General features: G+C 34.7%; 1 protein-coding gene. It reads left to right on the forward strand.

Annotation, left to right across the window (positions count from 1 at the left end; genetic code table 11):
- The first annotated feature begins 60 nt into the window (after positions 1 to 60).
- On the forward strand, positions 61 to 23,889 hold the full coding sequence (gene ebh, locus LPC11_RS06810; RefSeq protein ID WP_443028892.1) for a hyperosmolarity resistance protein Ebh: 23,829 nt from the start codon (positions 61 to 63) through the stop codon (positions 23,887 to 23,889).
- Positions 23,890 to 23,897: the final 8 nt, after the last annotated feature.

Consider the following 23,897-nt stretch of genomic DNA (forward strand, 5'->3'; position numbering starts at 1 on the left):
ATATCTATCACAACCATAACATCATAGACACAACAACAAGATAAGGAGTGAACAATAGCTGTGAATAATCGTGAGAAATTACAGAAGTTTAGTATTCGTAAATATACAGTTGGTACGTTTTCAACTGTCATTGCGACATTAGTCTTTTTAGGTTTCAATGCTTCTCATGCACAAGCCGATGAATTAAGTGAGACAGTAACTAGTCCACAACAAATCCTTCATCAAAAAGATGAGGTTAATGACGATTCGAAATCTAATATCAATACATCATTAGCTAACCAATTAGATAATGACAAAACTAATGAAGGAACTATAACTTCTGAACAACCATCTAAAGAAACTACGATGTCTCAAACTGATAAAGAAAGTGCAGACAACCAAATTACAGAAAATGTTTCAACAGATACTAAGAATTCGATTCAAACGACAGATCAAACAGCAAATTCTAATCATTCAAATGATTTAGAACAAAATAATCATACTAATGATGCAGTAGTAAATAAAGCAAAAAATAAGTTAACTGCCCACGTGAATAATGTAAAACATAGTAGCATACAACAAGAAAGTGAATTAAAGCAACCGGCGAAAATAAATAAAGATTCGTTACAAGCTTTCTTTGATGCTAATTATCATGATTATCGCTTTATAGATAGAGATAAAGTGGATCAACCAACACTTGATCAAGTTAAGAATGCATTTGATAAAGTTAATACTTTACTTGGAAGCAATAAACCAATTAGTGATAAATCGTTACAACTTGCATATCAAGATTTAGAACAAGCAGTAGCAACGTTACGCACATTACCTAAGCGTCAATCTCAAATAAGACTCGACCATCAAATTCAAGAGCGTGCAGCAGATTCAAAATCATCAGACAGTTATCAATCTGCCATCACATCTTACTATGTAGACAATCCAAATGATGGATCAGGTTACCCTGAAGGTACATACATTTATGCAGCAAATAAAGGAAAACCATTTTATTTACCTAATACACCTTGGATACCTTTAAGAGCCTCAGATTCAAAAGGTATTGCTTATGTCACTACTAAAAGATTAAAAGATGGTTATGAATGGACGATTAAATTTAATCAAAGTCATAGAATGCACGAGCACATGGTATTTTGGTTCGGTTTACCAGATCCACAAGTTCCAGTAGGTCCAGTTAGATTTACAATCGAAAACCCAGACAATTCAAATAAAGTAAGTAGTTTAGGTGTTGGTACTGAAGAAGGATTATCATTGCCTTTCATGTGGCGTACTGCAGGCGGTATCGATAGTTCTCGTGCCTCTAATTTCGTACAAGGCCCACGTACAGGTTACACATTTTATGATGAACCAACAATTCATATTAATAGTTTTAAGGAATTTGCACGTGCACCTGAATTCCAACACGAACAAAATGCATCAGATGATGCTAAAACAAACGGAGAACAAAATTTTACATTACTAAACGGTGAATTTCCAAACCAAATTTATGGTATCGATCGATTGTATGCTTTTATCGGCAAAGGTAATGCTAGCTATACATTACAATTTAAAACACAAGGTAGTACTGCTGAACGTTTTTATTATGCAGCTGGTGGTAGAGCCTTAGAATATAGACAATTATTTAGCTATAACGAATTATATGTAGAGCCTCTAGAGCATTTTACAGAACGAGTTAAAAATTTAACAGAAGTTATTAATCGTACATATCATCTGGGTAACTCAAAGAATGTATATGATTTAAATGCAAGAAGAGAAGTCACAAAATATATATTAGATTCGAATAATGAAAATTCGGAAGACTTTGCTTCTGATCCAATGAGCTATGCTAAAAAACCTAGTCGCTATGTAGGTGGATTCTATAATCCATCATTACCTAATAATCGTTTTCGTGGCCCAGGTGTTGCACCATTAAATGAATTTGAAATTTATAAACTTATCAACAACGATACCCTAACAAATGCTAGTCGAACTGGTAACCCTATTAAGTTAAATCTTGGATTCGATATCCAAGATGGATACGGTAATGACGAAACCTTGATGCCAGTTTATTTATATGTAAAACCTGAACTTCAAAATAATATTGGATTTTTCTCAAATAACAATCCAAATAACCGTGCAGAATTACCAGAGTCTAAATCAGCAGGACACCCAGTTTTCAATGTATTTCAAGGTAATATGGGTAATAGTTATACAAGCAGTGGTAACACATCTAACTATGTTCAACCACTACGCATTCAAATATCAAGTAATGAAGAATTTACTGATAATGATTGGGAAATTACAGGTGTCCCAAGCTCACTACGAATTGAAAATGCTGCAGGAAGAACTAATAATAACAGAGAAAGAAACCTTGAATTGGTCGGTAATATTGCACCTGGTGATTATTTAGGTACAGTGCGATTACGTAAAAAAGAACAACCATTCGAAATTAGAGTCAAACCATTACCACCTCAAATCGATACAACTGTTCGAGAATTAAGAGGTAAAGGTGGAACTACACCAACTATTACAGTCTCTAATGTACCTGCAGATCCTAATGCCCTTGTTTATTTAGTTGTAACCGGAAACTTAGCACAAGATGGTACAAATGATCCCGCTTCAGTGCCAAGAAATTACGATATTATAGCTTCTGCAGCGCCTTCAAGTACAAGTAATAGTGTGACATTCAATCAAGGAGACTATGTACAGAACTTACCAAATACTGGTGTAATCAGAGCAATCGTTTATTACAATGACAATGTGATATCTAATTTTAGTAATGCTGTTGAAATACAAGCAGACAACACACCACCAACAATTGGTAATCCTTTAGGTTTAAAAAATAAATATTATAAAGGCGATCAAGTCAACTTTACAATTGATATTACAGACGGTTCAAATGGTACTGGAATTAAATCTACAAATGTAAGTAGATTACCACAAGGTTGGACTTCTCAATTTGTACAAAACGCAAATGGTGAGGGTGGCACGCTTAGAATTACTGGAATTGTATCTGATAATCAACCATTCAATAGTCAAATCAGATTCAATGTTTCTGCAACAGATAACAACAATAATACAACCAATAATCGTCAATCTAAACAAATTGCAATCAATATTGGCCAAATGAGTAATGATTTTTCTCCAATTGTATTACCTAATGTTCAAAAAATTAATGTAGTTAATCCTGGAGAGTTAACTCGTACTGAAGAAAGAGATGTGATTAACGCTTTAAAAGCCGTTAACACTAATATCATTCCATATTTAGAAAATTCAAGCCCAATTAATATTCCATCAACAGAAATGATTAGTTTCAATTATAAAGATGGGTCAACTGATCGTATTTCAATCAGTAATGCAATAACTTACGAACCAGTTCGAAAAGCAATATATGCTGAAGGTAACAATACTAAAGAAGCAACAGTGACGATAGCTAGAGGACAACAATTTGAATTTGGTGATTTAAAACAATACTTTGCCTTAAGTAATGGCGCAGATTTGCCAGATAGTTCATTATTTACTATCACTGCAGTTAATTCACTACCAAATTCTGCGCAAGTATCTCAATTAGGTGTTGGTACATATACGTACCGTTTAAATGCAAGTGATGCTTATAGACAAGACCAAGCACCTTTAACTTTAAAATTAAAAGTAGTAGATGTAAATCAACCAACAGGTGACCAACGTGTATATCGTATTTCAACATTTAATGTAACTGATGATGAAAAAGCACAAATAAAACAAGCATTTATAAATGCTAATCGAAATCAATTACAATTGACTGATAATAATATTGTTATTACTAATACATCAAACGGCACTAATACTAGTACTATAACGGTAAATGTTATTAAAGATAAGTTACAAAAGTCATTTACATCTAACGCAACGAATATGAATTTCTTAAGATGGGTCAACTTCCCTAATGACTATACTGTAGGGTGGACAAGTCAAACGATACCTGGACGTCAAACAGATGGCGGCTTCCAATGGTCACAAGATCATAAATCATTAATCTATCGTTATGATGCAACTTCTGGAAGAACGATTAATGCAAATGATGTTTTAAAGCTGATTACAGCTAATACGACTATTCCAGGCTTAAGAACTAATATTAGAGGTACTGAAAAAGCATTGGCAGAAGCAGGTGGAACGCCAAGTTATAATTCAGTAGGTTATTCTTTAACAGCTCCAGACGCTGCGGGACAGCGTGAATTCACATATAATGGAAAAATCATCCAAGCTTTAGATTTAGTTGAAACAAGTCATGGTTATGGTGGTCAACCTATCACTTATTCAAACTTAAGTTCAAATAAAACTAATTCATCCCTAACAAATGTGAATGAATCTGCTAAAAACGGCGTACCAGCATTTACAATAGACCATGTGATAAAGAACAATACGATTACAGGGAACAATAGTCCTGTATATAGAGCGCAATTATTCTTATCTCCATATGGTCCGCCAGCTTATTTACAAGCGATTAATAGCAATCAAGCAAATACAACTGATGTTATTAACGTATACTTTGTGCCTAGCGATAGTGTGAATCCAACATTGTCTCTTGGTAATTACAATAATCATGTCGTGTATTCTGGTGAATCATTCACAAACAGTGTTGCAGCGAATGATAATTATGCTTTAGGAAGTGTACAAGTAGCACCTAATTCTCAAGTAAATGGCACAGTTAGCAATAATAATCAAACAGTAACGTTACATGCACCAAATGTTACTTCAAGTAACGATAAAACGATTACGTTAGTTGCGACAGATACAAGTGGAAACACAACTAACCAATCGTTTAACGTCACAGTTAAACCATTAAAAGATAAATACAGAGTGACAACAAATGCAACTGTTGGAAATCCAATTCGAATAGCAAATATTCGTGATAATGCAGCAATTTCACAAGCTGATCAACAAAAGATTATCGATAGTGTTACGACTACTAATATTGCAGGTACACGACCATATGCGACTTCTGGTGCAAATGAAATTAGAAGTAAAGTTGTGACTGGTAATGTGGGTAGATCAAATCAATCGCCTGTAGCAACTGTTACAGTTACGTATGCTGATGGATCAACATCAACAGTTACCGTGCCAGTAAAACACATCATATATAACGTTGTAGCTAGTCCAAGATATACCATTCAAGGACAGGATTTCCCTAATGGTAAAGGTGCTTCACCAAATGATTTCTTCACCTTAGAAAACGGTGATCCAGTTCCAGATGCCACTATTACATGGCTTCCTAATAACACACCAAATAAAAACAATACTCGTATAGGTGAAAGTATTACTGTAAGAGCTAATATCTTATTCGATGGTGAAACAACACCAATTATTAAAGAATCATCATATATGGTAGTTCGAACAATTCCGAAACAAGTCTTTGTAACAAGTAGGGTCACGCCTATTCCAGGTATTGATAATCCAAATAATCCAAAAGATTATCTCAAACCTATCAATCACTCATGGGATAATAATCAACAAAATATGAGCTTTTCATTTGTTGGTAGCGGAAGTATGCCGCCTAACCTTCATCTTGTAGGTAGTCAAACAAGGGTGGTTCGCGTAACTTATGCCAATGGTCAAAGTGAAAATGTTAGATTTTTAGTAAACATCCGACCAGATCCACCTAGAATCGATAGCAATACAGTGTTATTCAAAGCAGGTTTAACTAATCAAGATATCAAAATTAATAATGTGCTAAACCAATCACCAGTCACATTATTTAAAACAGATGGCACACCACTTGCAATCTCAAATACAACATATGGTCCAGGTCATAGTGCAACTGTAGTCGTAAGTGATGCATTACCAGATGGTGAAATCAAAGCCAAAACAAGCTTATTCACTAGAAATATCACTTACACTACTCAAAATAACCAAGGACAAGTTCAAGATGTCACACAAGACATTACAGTCGACTCATTTGACAGTGATCCTGTACGTGTAACACCACAATTGCACGCTATTCCAGATGGTGCTCATTTCATAAAAGACGATACGCAAAATGACTTTAGTAGTGCCGCACGTTATATCGATCAATTACCTCAAGGCGCTACAGCTGTATGGCAAGACAATGCAGATAATTGGAAGAATAATGTAGGTAACTTTACTAAAACAGCAGTTGTTACATTACCGAATGGACAAGGTACAAGAAATGTAGATATTCCAGTCAAAATTTACCCAGTGGCACATGCAAAAGCATCAACACGTGAGGTACAAGGCGGTCAACTATCTCAAGGTACAGAAGCAATAAATTATATTACATTTGATCCTAACACCAATACAAATGGCATTACTGCAGATTGGGCAAATCAAACACTACCAAGTACGAGTCAACCTGGCGTTCAAAATTTGACAGTCAATGTGACATATCCTGGCGTTACAACACCTGTTCAAGTTCCTGTTAGCTTGAATGTATATCAATTTAATTTCAGCCCAAATGAATATACAACAACTATAGGCACTACATTTGCACGTGGTATAGAAGCATCTCAATATCAACATATTGTGAATAATAGCGGCTTACCGACTGAAGGTTTCACATATCGTTGGAATCAAGCAACCACTGGTACAAATGGTGAAAGTTGGAATGCATTAAACAAACCAAGTTCTGCTCAAGTATTAAATGCAAAATATGATGTGTTATATAATGGTCAACCTTTCGCAACGTCACAACCTGCACGTTTTATCATTAGAAATGTACAACCATCTGTACCTCAAATTTCTGAATCCAAACAAGGTGTGATTACAATAGCACCCGGTGCAAACCAATCTATTAATACACGTACAGGTAATATCGATACGTACGCAGATCGTTTAGTTATTAAACATAACGGACAAGTCATCACAACATTTGTTCGTAATAATAGTACTAGTCCATGGACCAAAGAAGCCTCTGCACAAAGCGTGAACGGTGTAGTAGGTTCAGCTAATGGTATTACCATTGCGCCAGGAACATTCAGTCCATCAGACAATATTCAAGTCATTGCAACACAAGGTAATGGAGAGTTAATAAGTGACGAACAACCTAGTCAAATGTTTACAGTTGTAGCACCTCAACCTAATCAGGCTACTTCACACATTTGGGAAAACGGACAAGTAGAAATCGCACCAAATAATACACCAACTAACCTTGTTAACCCAACAACAGCGTTAGAGATTACTTATATTGAACAAGTAGGTAACACTAATGAACAGACAAAAACATTACAAGTTGTTAAAGGTTCTAATGGACAATGGTCAATTGCAGACAAACCTGGTTATGTCACTCTAGATAGTGCTACTGGTAAAGTAACTTTCAATGCAAATACAATCAAACCTAATAGTGATGTCACAATGATATCTAAAGCTGGAACAGGTAATGCAGAAAGTACAAACACAAACACATATAATATACCTAATGCACATACTGTTACTATTAATCAAATTGTGAAAGATTTCGGTACAAACGTAACGCCTGAAGACATTAATAATGCGGTACAAGCTCTAAACAAACATAATGCAACAATAAAACAAGGTACACCATTACCTGTTAACCTTGCAGGTGGCAGTACAACAACTATTCCTGTTGTCATCACGTATGATGATGGTAGTACAGAACAAATTACTGAAACGATTTTTACTAAGTCAGACAAACGTGACTTAATTTCAGCAGTCAATCACTTAGATGATCCAATCAGCACTGATGGCAAAACGCCAGCAAGTATAACTGAATTTAATAATGCTATGACGAATGCACAAAATGAAATCAATACTGCTATGACTCAAGCAGAACAAGTCATTCAAGATCAATTCGCTTCACCTGAACAAGTGACACAAGCATTAAACACCGTTCAAGCAGCACAAGCGAAAATTGATCAAGCTAAAGCATTACTTCAAAACAAAGCTGATAATCATGAATTAGTTCAAGCCAAAAATGATTTGCAAACATCTATAGATCAACAACCTTCTTTAGATGGTATGACACAACAAAGTATTGATAATTACAATGCGAAACGACAAGCTGCTCAATCGGAAATCACTAAAGCACAACAAGTCATTGATAATGGTGATGCAACACCACAACAAATCGCAACACAAAAACAAAATGTGGAAAATGCACTAAATGCATTAAATCAAGCCAAATCGGATTTAACTGCGGATACTAGTGCTTTACAACAGGCAGTTCAGCAACTTGATAGAACCGGTACAACAACAGGAATGAGACCAGCTAGTATTACAGCTTATAATCAAGCGATGCAAGCTCTTAATCCTGATTTAACTCAAGCACGTCAAAATGCCAACGCAATTATTAATAAGCCAATTCGAACTGTTCAAGAAGTTCAAGATGCTTTAAGACAAGTTAACCAAGTGAATGAACGTATTACACAAGCAATTAATCAATTGCAACCATTAGCTAATAATAGTGAACTTAAAACTGCGAAGGCCAAACTTGATGATGAGATTAACCAAACAGTATCAACAGATGGCATGACAACTGAGTCTATTAATGCATACCAACAAGCCAAACAAGCTGCACAAACTGAATCCGAAGCAGCACAACAAGTTATTAATAATGGAGACGCAACAGAACAAGATATCGCAAACGAAAAAGCAAAAGTAGAAGATAAATACAATGCATTGAAACAAACAATTGCAAACTTAACACCTGATGTTTCACCATTAGAAAGAGCTAAAGTTGATCTAGAAAATGATATTAATCAAGCAACAAGCACAACAGGTATGACTGATCAATCAGTTGCAAATTATAACGAAAAGTTAAATGCTGCAAAACAACAGTTACAAGAGATTAATCAAGTTTTACAATCTCATCCTAACGTAGCTACAATCAGAGATTATGTTGCACATGCAAATGATGCTAAATCAGCACTAGATACAGCTCGTAACGGATTAACAGTAGATAAAACACCATTAGAAAATGCGAAAAATGCGTTACAACAAAGTATTGATCAAGCTACTGATACTACTGGAATGACACCAGATACGATTAATGCTTATCAAGCAAAATTAAATGCCGCTAAAGAAAAACTAAGCACAATTAATCAAGTTTTAAATAGCAATCCAACAGTGGATCAAATCAATACAAATACAACAGCAGCAAATGATGCTAAAACTGAATTAGACGACGCACGTTCAAACTTAACGCCAGATCAGGCACCATTACAACAGGCGAAAATTGAACTTCAAGATGCAATTAATGAAGCTCAAAGTACTGATACAACAGGTATGACACAAGATTCAATTAATGCTCTTAACGAAAAATTAAATGCTGCAAAAGAAAACATAAAAGAGATTGATCGCGTCTTAAATAACCACCCAACTGTCGCTCAAATCAATGACAGTGTGAACCAAGCAACAAATACCAAAGACGCTTTAAATGAGGCTCGTCAAAACCTAGTACCTGATAAAGCACCATTAGAAGCTGCGAAAAATGCATTACAACAAAGTATTAATCAACCTACAAATACGACTGGCATGACTCAATCATCTGTTGATGCGTATAATGAAAAACTTGAACAAGCGAAAGCCAAACTTGCATCTATTACTCAAGTACTTAATGGTTCACCAAGTGTTGCAGACATCAATTCAAATACGAATGAAGCAAACATTGCAAAAGATGCATTAAATCAAGCACGTCAACAATTAACAGTTGATAAAGCGCCATTACAACAAGCTAAAACTGAACTTGAACAAAGTATCAATCAACCAACTGATACTAATGGCATGACTCAAGAATCAGTTGCAAATTATAATGACAAATTAAATGTAGCTCGTGAAAAACTTCGTGAGATAGAACAAGTGTTAAATGGTAATCCAACCGTTGATGATATCAATGCCAACACTAATGCAGCAAATAATGTAACTAATGCATTAAACCAAGCACGTCAACAATTAACAGTCGATAAGGCGCCATTAGAAGCTGCAAAAGATGCATTACAACAAAGTATTAATACTGCAAATAACACTGATACAAATGGTATGACTCAAGATTCTATTAATACATTTAATGACAAATTAAATGCAGCTAAAGAAAAACTTGAAGCCATCAAACAAGTACTTAATGGCAATCCAACAGTTCAAGATATTAATACTAATGTAGCTCAAGCTAATAGCGTTAAATCTGATTTAGATCAAGCTCAATCGCATTTAACACCTGATAAAGCACCATTAGAAGCTGCGAAAAATAGTTTAGAAGCAAGTATTAATCAACCAACTGATACTGATGGTATGACAGCCGCTTCATTAGAGGCATATCATCAAGAGTTAGGTAAAGCAAGACAAACATTAAATGAATCAAATCAACTTATTGCAGGTCAACCAACTGTAGCTGAAATTAAAGCTAAAGTAGCACAAGCACAAACAAATGAAGCGGATTTAAATCAAGCACGCTCTAATCTAACTTTAGATCGTCAACCAACATTAACTACATTACAAAATGCAACAAGTTTAAATGATGCTCAACGTAATCGTTTAGAAGAACAAATTAATGCTGCACCAAATCATGCGGCACTTGTAGCTTTACAAAATGATATTAATCAATTAAATAATGCAATGACTAAATTAAGAGACAGTATTGCTGATAATGATCAAATTAAGACAGGTATTAACTATATAGATGCAACACCATCTATCAAATCAAGTTATGATAATGCCGTTGATGATGCAAAAGGTACTATTGATAGTCAAACACAACCTATCACGGATCCAACGACAATCAATCAACAAGCTGAAGCTGTTAAATCAAGCCAAGCTGCATTAGATGGGCAACAAAATTTACAACGCGCCAAAGATGAAGCAACTGCTACAATTGTAGGGGCAAGTGATTTAAATCAAGCGCAAAAAAATGCATTAATTCAACAAGTTTCAAAAGCACAAAATGTTCAACAAGCTAATGACATTAAGCAAAATGCAGACGATTTAAATAATACGATGACAGCATTAAAACAAGGTATCGCCAATCACGATCAACTTATTCAAAGTGATAACTACGTCAATGCGAACCCTGAATTAAAAACGGCTTATAACAATAAATATGATCAAGCAAAAGCTATCGTTGAAGGTACAGGCCAAAGTCCTATACTTACATCAAATGAAGTCAATCATGCATTAAAACAAGTCACATTTGCAGCGCAAGCATTAAACGGTAATACCAACCTTAATAATGCAAAACAACAAGCGCTTACTGCTCTTGGTCAGTTAACACATTTAAATCAAGCGCAACGTCAAGCATTAGAAACACAAATCAATGATGCACATCAAATTGATACAGTAAATAATGCGAAAGAACTTGCTACTAACATTGATGGCGCTATGGCAAACTTACAACAATCAGTTGCTAATAAAGAAGATGTTAAACAAGGCGAGGATTATATAGATGCAGAGCAGCAAAAACAATTAAATTACAATGATGCTGTAACAAATGCAGAAACTATCATTAATGAAACATCACAACCAACACTTGATGTGAATACAATTAATCAAGCGACTAATAACGTTAACCAAACAAAAGATGCTTTAGATGGTGAAGAAAGACTTGACCAAGCTAAAACAGCAGCAACTACTGCACTTGATGGCTTATCTCATTTAAATCAGGCTCAAAAAGCGAGTTTGACTGACAATATCAATCATGCTAATCGTATTGCTGATATCGAACAGTTAACACAAACTGCTAACGATTTAAATCAAGCGATGTCTGACTTACAAAATGGTATCAATAATGAGACTACCGTACTAAATAGTCAAAATTATCAAGACGCTTCACCAGATAATAAAGCGAATTACACAACTGCAGTACAAGCGGCTAAAGACATTCTTAATCAAGCAGGTCCAAATAAAAATAAAGCGCAAGTAGAAGAAGCTTTAAGACAAGTTCAAAATGCCGAACAAGCATTAAATGGTACACAGAATTTAGAACAAGCTAAACAAGATGCTAAACAACAATTAAATTCACTTACATCATTAACAGATGCTCAAAAAGCGCAATTAACGCATGACATTGATCATGGTCAAACAGTTAGTGATGTTCAAAGTATTCAAAACAATGCTGACACATTAAATCAAGCTATGGACACATTAAGACAAAGCATTGCTGACCAAACAACTGTTAAAGATAATGAAGATTATCATGATGCATCTCCAGATCAACAACAAGCATACAATTCAGCAGTAACTGATGCTGAAAATATTATTAATGCAGCGACTAATCCTGAAATGAATGCTGATGCGATCAATAGCAAGGCACAACAAGTTATTTCTGCCAAAACTAAATTAAACGGCGATGAAAACTTAGAAGCAGCTAAACAAGATGCAAAGCAATATTTAGATACATTAGGTCAAATTACCGATCAACAAAAAGCGAATTTAATCAATCAAATCTCACAATCACCACATATTAGTGATGTTAATCAAGTCAAACAAATGGCTAATGATTTAAATCAAGCAATGCAACAATTACAAGCTGAAGTGAATCAAGCACCACAAGTTAAAACAACTGAGAATTATACTGATGCCGATCAATCTAAGCAATCTGATTATGATCAAAGTGTAACAACTGCTGAAGCTATATTAGATCAAACAAATGGTCCTAATACATCTCAAGATAAAGTAGAAGAAGCGTTACAACGAATTGTGGCAGCTAAAAAAGCATTAAATGGTGATCAAAAATTAAATGATACGAAAACAAATGCACAACAATATTTAGGCACGTTAACACATTTAACTGATGCGCAACGACAAGCTTTTGAGACAAATATAAATCAAGCAAATCATATTGCTGATGTAAATCAAATTAAACAAGAGGCTCAATCGTTAGATGGTGCAATGGATCAATTAAATACATTAGTGAACAATCAAACATCAGTACAAGCAACTCAAAACTACTTAGACGCTGATCAATCAAAACAATCTGATTATGATATGTATTTAGATACTGCACAAGGCATTGTAAACCAACAATCAGGTCCTAATACACCAATGAACGAAGTTCAAAATCTTATTAACCAAATTAATCAAGCACAACAAGCGTTAAATGGTGAACTTAACCTTGAAGACGCTAAACGTAATGCAACGAATACGATTAATAACAGTCCTGATTTAAACGATGCTCAAAAAGATGCTTTAAAAGCGCAAGTATCTAACGGTAAGCGTGTTGCAGATGTAAAAGCAATTGAACAATTAGCTACTGAGTTAAACAACAATATGACTAGCTTAAAAGAAGCTATTGCTGATAAGAATGATACATTAACAAGCGGTAATTACATCAATGCAAGCGATGATAAACGCCAAGCATACACAAATCAAGTTGATAATGCAGAAGCTATCATTAATGGTGCGCAAGGTGCAGTTTTAATTCCTAGTGAAATTTCAAATGCTACATCACAAGTTAACGCTGCAAAACAAGACTTAAATGGTGATGAAAACTTACGTGAAGCTAAACAAAATGCAACAATAGCTGTTGATGGATTAGCTTCTCTCAATGATGCTCAAAGAGACCAGTTAAAACAACAAATCTCACAAGCACAAACATTACCTGATATTGCTACTACTCAAAATAAAGCAACTGTCCTCAATGACGCGATGCATACATTAAGAGATAGTATCGCTAACGCATCTAATATTAAAACGAGTCAAAATTACACAGACGCTAATCAAAATTTACAAGATGCTTACAATAGTCAAGTTGATAATGCAAATGGAATCATTAACCCAATTGCAACACCTACAATGGATCCTGATGCAATTACACAAGCGGCAACTCAAGTGACGACTGCTGAAAAAGCGCTAAATGGTACAGAAAACTTAAGACATGCACAACAAGATGCCTTAACTCATTTAGATAACTTAAGCCATTTAACTGATGCTCAAAAAGCAGATTTCACACAACAAATTAATCAAGCAACGCATGTGAGTGATGTAACAGCTACACAAAATAGTGCGAATGATCTTAACACTGCGATGGACCAATTAAACCAAGCTATCGCAAACCAACAAGCAATTAAACAATCAGTGAACTATACAGATGCTAATACTAATCTCAAAGAAGATTATTCAAATGCGATTCAAGAAGCGCAACAAATATTAGACAAAGCACATGGTCCTAATACATCACAAACCGATGTAGTAGCGGCAATGCAAAAAGTTCAAACTGCAGAACAAGCTTTAAATGGTAACCAAAATGTAGAACATGCGAAGACTCAAGCACTTGCTGATTTAGAACACTTAACATCATTAAATAATGCTCAAAAAGAAGCGTTAACACAGCAAATTAATGATGCAACAACAGTCGCAGATGTGAATCAACAAAGCGACAAAGCTACAGAGCTAAACACAGCAATGGTTCAATTACAAGATGGCATTGCTAACAAGCAACAAACATTAGATAGTCAAAACTATATCGATGCCGAACCATCAAAACAACAAGCTTATAATCAAGCCGTTTCAACTGCGGAACAACTTTTAGATAAAGAACACGGTCAAAATCTAGACAAAGATGCTGTTGCACAAGCTTTAGCACAAGTAACATCTACTAAAGATGCTTTAGATGGTACTCAGATTTTAGAACAAGCAAAAACGAATGCTACTAATGCGATTAATGATCTACAAAACTTAACAAATTTACAAAAGGATGAGTTAAAACGTCAAATTCAACAAGCTCAAAATGTAGCAAATGTTGATAACGTTAAAACACAATCTCAAACACTCGATCAAGCAATGGAAGCATTACGTCAAAGCATTCAAGATAACCCATCAATTAAAACAGGGCAAAATTATTTAGATGCATCAAATAGCAATCAAAATGACTACAATACGGCTATTGATCAAGCAAATGCGATCATCGATGCTACAAGTCAACCTAACATGAGTGCTACTGAAATTAATCAAGCTGCAACTAAAGTAAATGAAACAAAAGCAGCATTAAATGGTGCACAAAACTTAATTCAAGCTAAAGAAACTGCGAAACATGATATTGGTCAAATGAATCATTTAAATCAAAATCAAATCAATGCTTTGAATGATCAAGTACAACAAGCTAATGATATTGCAGCTGTCAACGCACTTAAAGATTCAGCTACATCATTAAATACAGTAATGGGTCAACTTAAAGACACAATTGCTAATCATAACGATGTTCAACAAAGTGTGAATTACACTGATGCTGATACTGATAAACAGCAAGCTTATGATAATGCAGTTACCCAAGCCGAAGCTATTACAGATCCAACCAATGGTACGAATGCCACACAATCTCAAGTTGAAGCAGCCATTGCAAAAGTAAAAGCTGCGCAACAAGACCTTAATGGTAATCGTAAAGTTGAAGAAGCCAAAGCTACAGCTAAGCAAACATTAAGTACGTATGCAAATTTAAATCATGCTCAAGTTAATACAGCTACTCAACATATCAATGATGCACAAACATTAGAAGCTGTCACTCAAGCACAACAAGAGGCAAATACGCTTAATAATGCAATGGGACAACTTCAACAGGGTATAGCACATCATCAAGATGTTGAACAAAGCGTGGATTATACTGATGCTGATACTGATAAACAACAAGCATACACAGATGCTGTTACTCAAGCACAAAGTATCCTTGATAAAGATCATGGAAATGATCTTACTCAATCTCAAGTTGAGCAAGCTTTAGCAAATGTGAACCAAGCACAACATGATTTGAATGGTGATGAAAAAGTTCAAGAGGCTAAAACAGCAGCTATTCAAGATCTAGGCACTTACTCAAACTTAAATCATGCTCAAACAAACACTGCTCAAGATCGTATCAACAATGCCCAAACATTAGCTGAAGTAGCACAAGCTAAACAAACAGCACAAAATTTAAATCATGCAATGAGACAATTACAACAAAGTATCGATAACTATCAAGATGTTGAACAAAGTGTAGATTATACTGATGCTGATACCAACAAACAATCTGCATATTCTAACGCAGTGCATCAAGCACAAAATACACTTGATAAAGACCTTGGACATGATCTTACACAGTCTGAAGTAGAACAAGCTATTGAAAATGTTAATCACGCTAAACAAGAATTAAATGGTGAAGAAAAAGTATCAGAAGCTAAAACAGATGCATTACAAACATTAAATAATGATACTCAACTAAACCAACACCAACGTGAAGCTGCGAAAAATGAAATCAATGGCGCTACAACATTGTCTCAAGTTGCTCAAGCATTAGATCAAGCAACTGCATTAAATACTGCGATGGGTCAATTAAAAGATAGTATCAGTGATCAAGCATCTATCAAACAACAAATCAATTACACTGATGCTGATACTGATAGAAAAACAAATTATGATGATGCAGTTACAAATGCTCAAGTTATTTTAGATCCAGTGAATGGTAATAACTTATCAAAAGAACAAGTAGAATCTGCGATAAATCAAGTTAATACAACTAAAGATCAATTAAATGGTGATACTAACCTTCAAAATGCTAAAAACGAAGCCAATACTCAATTAAATGCACTTGATCACATCAATCATGCTCAAAGTGACAATTTAAGAGATCAAATTGCTACTGCACCTTCAGTACAAGCTGTACATCAAATTGAAGCTACTGCCCAAGCATTAGATCAAGCAATGCAACAATTACAACAATCAATTGCTAATCGAAATGATATCTTAAATAGCCAAAATTACGCTGACGCAAGTCCTGATAAAAAACAAGCATATGATCAAGCATTACAAAATGCAGACGATATATTAGCTAAAACAACAGGACCAAATAGTAATCAGCAAGCAGTTGAACAAGCAATGCAAGCTGTTACAAATGCTGCACACGAGTTAAATGGTGCACAAAACTTACATGATGCACAATCTCAAGCTACTCAAGCGATTGAAAATGCACCACATCTTAACGAACAACAAAAAATGAACTTAAAGAAAAAAGTTAATCAAGCACAAACGGTAGCGGCTGTAACAGATTTACAAAATAACGCTGATGCATTAAATACTGCTATGGAACAACTCAAACAAGCGATTGCAGATCACGATACAATTGTTGCAGATGGTAATTACACTAATGCTAGTCCACAAGAACAAGGAGCATATACAGATGCTTATCAACGTGCACAAAATTTAATCAATGGTACACCAGATGTCATTATTAATCCTGCAGATATTACTACTGCAACTCAAAATGTAAATAATGCAGAGCAAGGATTAAATGGTAATACAAACCTTGCCAATGCTAAACAAGAAGCAACCAATGCTTTACAACAAATGACTGGATTGTCAGATGCACAACGTCAAAGTATTCAAGACCAAATCGACACAGCGAAACAACTTCCTGATGTTGATAAGATTAAAGCTAATGCAGGCAATTTAAATAATGCTATGTCTGACTTACGCCAAGAAGTTGCAAAACAACATGATGTTCAAGCAAGTCAGCCTTACGTTGATGCAAATACTAGCAATCAAGATGACTATAACCATGCCATTACAAATGCTGAAAGTATGATTAATGAAGCAACACAACCTACATTAAATCCAGAGGCTGTGACTCAAGCATTAAATCAAATCAAAACATCAACTCAAGATTTAAATGGAGTAGAAAACTTAAATAATGCAAAACAAATTGCTACGAATGATCTACAACATTTAAGTCATTTGAATCAAGCACAACAAGCTGACTTGACACAACAGCTTAAAGACGCACCAAATGTCGCTTCTGTTGAACAAGTTAAAGCTAAAGCAACTTCACTTGATCAAGCTATGGAACAATTAATTAACGCAGTCAATGATAAAGATCAAGTACATCAAAGTGTTAATTATAGTGACGCTGATCAACCTAAACAAAGTGCTTATGATCATGCTATTAATGATGCTCAATTAATTACAGATCCAACTACTGGATCAAATTCATCACAAGCTGAAGTTGAAGTAGCATTATCTGCAATTAATACTGCGAAACAAGATTTAAATGGTAACCGTAAAGTAGAAGATGCTAAAAATAATGCAAATCAAGCACTTCACAGCTTAAATCATCTAAACAATGCTCAACGTGAAAATATTGAACATCAAATTGATCAAGCACAAACATTAGCTGATATCGATCGAATAAATAATGATGCACAAGCTTTAAATAATGCAATGGAACAACTTGCAGATAGCTTAAATGACAAAGCTGAAACCCTTAATAGTCAAAATTACAACGACGCAAGTCCTGATAAGAAAACAGACTACACTGATGCAGTTTCAAATGCTGAAACAATCTTGAACCCAACACAAGGTGGTAACTTAACTAAAGATGAAGTAGAAGCAGCTATAAATGCGGTCAACAGTAAAAAAGAGGCCCTAAATGGTAAAGAAAACTTAGCTAATGCTAAGCAAAATGCTAACCAAACTATTGATGGATTAACACATTTAACAAATCCACAAAAAGAAGCGTTAAAACAATTAGTTGACCAATCTACAACTGTTGCAGAAGTTAAAGAAAATGAAAATAAAGCACACGCAGTTGATACAGCAATGGAACACTTAAATCAATCAGTTGCCGATAATACTGATATAAAAAATGGACAAAATTACATTGATTCAAGTGAAAACAATAAAGATGCTTATAACAATGCAGTCAACACAGCACAAGGTATTCAAAATGAAGTAACTAATCCAGTTATTGATCCAACTGTCATAAACCAAGCTGCAGACACAGTTACTAACACTAAAGACGGTTTAAATGGTAATGAAAACCTTACACACGCTAAAGAAGAAGCAACGCAATCAGTTGGCACGTATGATCACTTAAATAATGCACAACAAAAAGACATAGAAAATAAAATTAAACAAGCAACATCAGTAGATGAAGCTAATCAAATTAAAAATGAAGCTGAGAATCTAAATCATGCTATGAATGATTTGAATCAGGCAATTAAAGATAAAGATGATATTAAATCTAATGTTAACTACACAGATGCTGATCCTGCGAACCAAGAAGCGTATAACAATGCTATTAGCAATGCTGAGCACATTCTATCTAAGACAAACGGTAATAATGCGACACAAACAGAAGTAGCAGAAGCGATTCAAGCTGTTAAAAGAGCTAAAGATGCATTAAACGGTAATACCAATGTTCAAAACGCTAAAATTCAAGCAACTGATACAATCAACAATTCAAATGATTTAAATCAAGCTCAAAAAGATGCGTTAAAACAACAAGTTGCTGATGCAACAACTGTCGCTGATGTTAATGCAATTAAACAAAACGCTCTAGATTTAAATCAAGCAATGACAGCATTAAAACAAGGTATTGCTAATAAAAATCAAATCTTAACAGATGGTAATTACACAAATGCAAGTCCAGATAAACAACAAGCATATAATGATGCAGTAAACCATGCACAACAATTAATAGATGGTGTACCAAACGTTATTGTCTCACCAAGTGACATACAAAATGCATTAAATCAAGTGAATCAAGCTAACAATGACTTGAATGGTAATACTAACCTTGCTAATGCTAAACAACAGGTGACACAAGCACTTGATCAATTGCCAAATTTAAATCAAGCACAACGTGACGAATTTAATAAGCAAATCAATCAAGCATTACTAGTACCTGATGTTAACGCGATTCAACAAGCTGCAGAAAAACTTAACGATGCAATGACAGCCTTGAAACAAGGCATCGCAAATAAAGACTATATCAAAGGCAGCGAAAATTATCATGATGCAGATCCAGATAGACAAACAGCATTTGATGATGCTATCAATCATGCAGATACATTATTAAATGAACAAAACAATCCAACTATGGATCCAGACACAATCAAACAAGCATTAGCTAATGTTAATGAAGCTAACCATAATTTAAATGGCGACCATAAACTTGCCACTGCTCAACAAGATGCTAAAACAACACTAGGTACATTAGATCATTTAAACCAAGCGCAAATTGATGCATTAACTCAACAAATTGATCAAGCGCCAGATATTGCTGCAACGAACAAAATTAAACAAAATGCTGAAAGTTTAAATAATGCCATGAATCAATTAGATCAAGCATTACAAACTAAAGCAGATACGTTAGCTAGTATCAATTACTCAGATGCAGATCAACCTAAAAAAGATGCTTATAACGATGCTGTAACACATGCAGAAAGTATCGTAGATCATAATAGTCAAAACAATGCATCTCAAGATGATATCGCACAAGCGTTGAAACAACTTAACGATGCTAAAGATGCATTAAATGGTAATTCAAACGTTGAAAATGCGAAACAGGAAGCGATTGAGCAAATTAATAACGCACACGATTTAAATCCTGTACAACAAGAAGCATTAAAACAACAAGTGAATTTAGCAAATACAGTAAATGATGTAAATCAAGTTAAAGCTACAACAAGTAATTTAGATCAAGCAATGTCCGCATTGAAACAAGGTATTGCAGACAAAGAACAAACCATTGCTGATGGTAATTACACAAATGCTAACCCAGATAAACAACAAGCATATAGCGATGCAATCAATCATGCTGAACAAATTATCAAAGGCACTCCGAATGCAATCGTCGACCCACAAACTGTAAATGACGCTCTACAACGTGTGGATCAAACGAAAGGCGATTTGAATGGTAATGATAATCTACACGATGCACAACAAAACGCATCTATTTTGATTGATGGTTTACCAAACTTAAATCCTGCACAAAAAGCAGCTTTAAAAGAACAAGTAAATCAAGCAAGTCTTGTTCCAAATGTTGATCAAATCAAACAAGCGGCAAATGATTTAAACACTGCAATGGGTGACTTGAATCAGACATTACAAGCAAATGCTCAAGTACCTCAAACAATCGATTATACACAAGCAAACAAAGATAAACAGACTGCATATGATAATGTTGTAGAACAAGCACAACAAGTTGTTAATGGTAACCAGGTGGTACAACTATCACCAGATACTGTAAATCAAATGACTGATGCTATTAATCATGCTAAAGATGATTTAAATGGTGATGAAAACTTAGCTCAAGCTAAACAAGATGCTACAGCAAATCTCAATACATTACCTGATTTAAATCAACCGCAACATGATGCCCTTACAAATCAAATAGAGCAAGCACAAACAATTGAAGCGGTAAATCAAGTTAAACAACTTGCACAAAATATCAACGATGCAATGCACAACTTAAAACAAGGCATTGCAAATAAAGATGATATTTTAGGTAGTGAAAATTATCACGACGCTGATGCTGATAAACAAACTGCATATCAAGATGCAATCAGACAAGCTGAATCCGTCATAAATCAAACTGTTGATCCAACTTTAAATCCAGATGATATTACACAAGCATTAAATCAAGTAAATCAGGCTAAAAATGACCTCAATGGTGATACAAAACTGATAACTGAAAAGCAAAATGCTACTAGCGATGTCAATGGCATGACACATCTTAATGACGCACAAAAACAAGCACTCACATCTCAAATCGAACACGCGCCAAATATAGATGCTGTTAACACTGCTAAACAAACTGCTGAAAGTCTGAATAATGCAATGGATCAATTAGAACAAGCGATTCATAATAAAAATCAAATATTAGCTGACGGTAATTATTTAAATGCTGATCAAGCTAATCAAGATGCATACAATCAAGCAGTAGGAAATGCAGAAAATGTATTAAATCCTCAACATGGTACTAATGAAGATCAAAGCTCAATTGAAGCAATGACTAATAAGGTAAATCAAGCGAGCCAAAATTTAAATGGTAATTCAAACTTAGCTCAAGCTAAACAAGAAGCTAATCAAACATTGGTGCAATTACCTCACTTGAATGACGCGCAACGACATGATTTGGAAACACAAATTACAAATGCACCATTAGTTACTGATGTCGATTCAATAAAACAAAATGCTCAAATATTAGATCAAGCAATGGAACATTTAAGAGATAGTGTTAAAGATAATCAACAAACACTTAATTCTGAAGATTATCATGATGCGACTGTTGATCGTCAAAATGACTATAATAATGCCGTGAATGATGCTAATCAAATCATAAATGCAACAACACCAGTTATGAGTCCAACTGATATTAATGCAGCCGCTAACCTTGTTAATACTAATAAAGTAGCTTTAGATGGTGATGAAAACCTAACTCACGCTAAACAACAAGCAACACAAACGATTGATCACTTAGATCATCTAAATCATGCACAATTACAACAAGCACAAGATGGTATTGCTCAAGTTACTGATATTGATGCCGTAAATCAACATGTTCGAGACGCTCAAGCGCTAGATCATGCAATGGATCAATTACAAAATGCTATTGCTAATCAAAATGACGTAAAACAACAAAGTCAATTTGTTAACGCTGATCCGAATAAACAATATGCATATACTGATGCTGTTGCCCATGCTCAATCTATTATTGATCAACAACATGGTCCAAATGCAAGCCAACCAGAAGTTGAACAAGCATTAACTCAAGTTCAACAAGCATTACAAAACTTAAATGGCGAACAAAGATTACAAGATTCTAAATTACATGCTCAACAAGCCATTGATGGATTAGCAGATTTAAATGATCCACAAAAATCAGCATTAAAAGAACAAGTTAATCAGGCGCCACTCATTACGGATGTGCAACAAATTGAACAACAAGCAGGTACGCTTAACCAAGCTATGCATGAATTACGTCAAAGTATTGATGATAATGCAGAAGTTAAAGCAAGTAGTGCGTATATTAATGAGGATCCTACAGAACAACAAAATTATGATCAAGCAGTCCAACATGCACAAGATTTGATTAATGAACAACAAGCCACATTAGATACAAATGTAATTAATCAAACAACTGAAGGTGTAAATAATAGTAAACAAGCACTTCAAGGTGTAACTAAATTACAAAATGAAAAAGATCTCGCTAAGGAACGCATTAATCAATTACTTCATCTTAATGATGCTCAAAAACATATGGAAGATGCTTTAATTGATAATGAAATAACACGTACAGCTGTTAAAAATGATATAACTGAAGCACAACAACTTGATCAATATATGGATGCGTTACAACAAAGTATTGCCGATAAACAAACAACATTAGATAGCAGTCAATATATCAACGCTGATCCTAATAAAAAGCAAGATTATGACAACGCAATTCAAAATGCTGAAAGTATCATTGCGGGAACGACTAATCCAACAATCAATAAAGATACTGTAAATCAAGCTACTGAAGCAGTGAATGCTACTAAACAAGCATTAAATGGTGTTGAAAAATTAGCCGAAGATAAACAACATGCCGGTGAATCAATGAATCAATTTAATCAATTAACACCAGCACAACAACAAGCGCTTAACGATGCGATTACTAATGCTCAAACAAGAGATGAAGTCGCTCAAAAAGTAGCTGAAGCAGAAGCGCTTAACAATGCAATGCAAGCGTTGAAAGATAGCATTAAGGATCATCAGCAAGTTGAAAATAGTAGTCAATTCACAAACGAAGATCAAAAACAAAAAGATGATTATTCTCAAGCGGTTCAACATGCTTTAGATATTATCAATCAAGCTACAAATCCAACATTAGATCAAACACAAATTGAACAAGCAACACAAGCTGTTATCAATGCCAAAGATCAATTACACGGAGAACAAAAATTAGCTCAAGATAAACAACTAGCAAACGAAACTATCAATCATCTACAAAATCTAAATGCTGCACAACGTCAAGCACTACAAGAACAAATCAACCAAGTACCTACTCGTGACGAAGTAGCTCAAAAAGTAGCGCAAGCAGAAGCTTTAGATCAATCAATGAAAGCATTGAGAGACGCGATTCAAGATCATCAACAAGTTGAAAATAGTAGTCCATTTATTAATGAAGATTCACCTGAACAAAATGCTTATACAAATGCAGTACAACAAGCGGAAGCATTAATTAATTAAGCAGATCA

It is taken from the genome of Staphylococcus sp. HL28 (assembly GCF_021117155.1).
GTDB classification, from domain to species: domain Bacteria; phylum Bacillota; class Bacilli; order Staphylococcales; family Staphylococcaceae; genus Staphylococcus; species Staphylococcus warneri.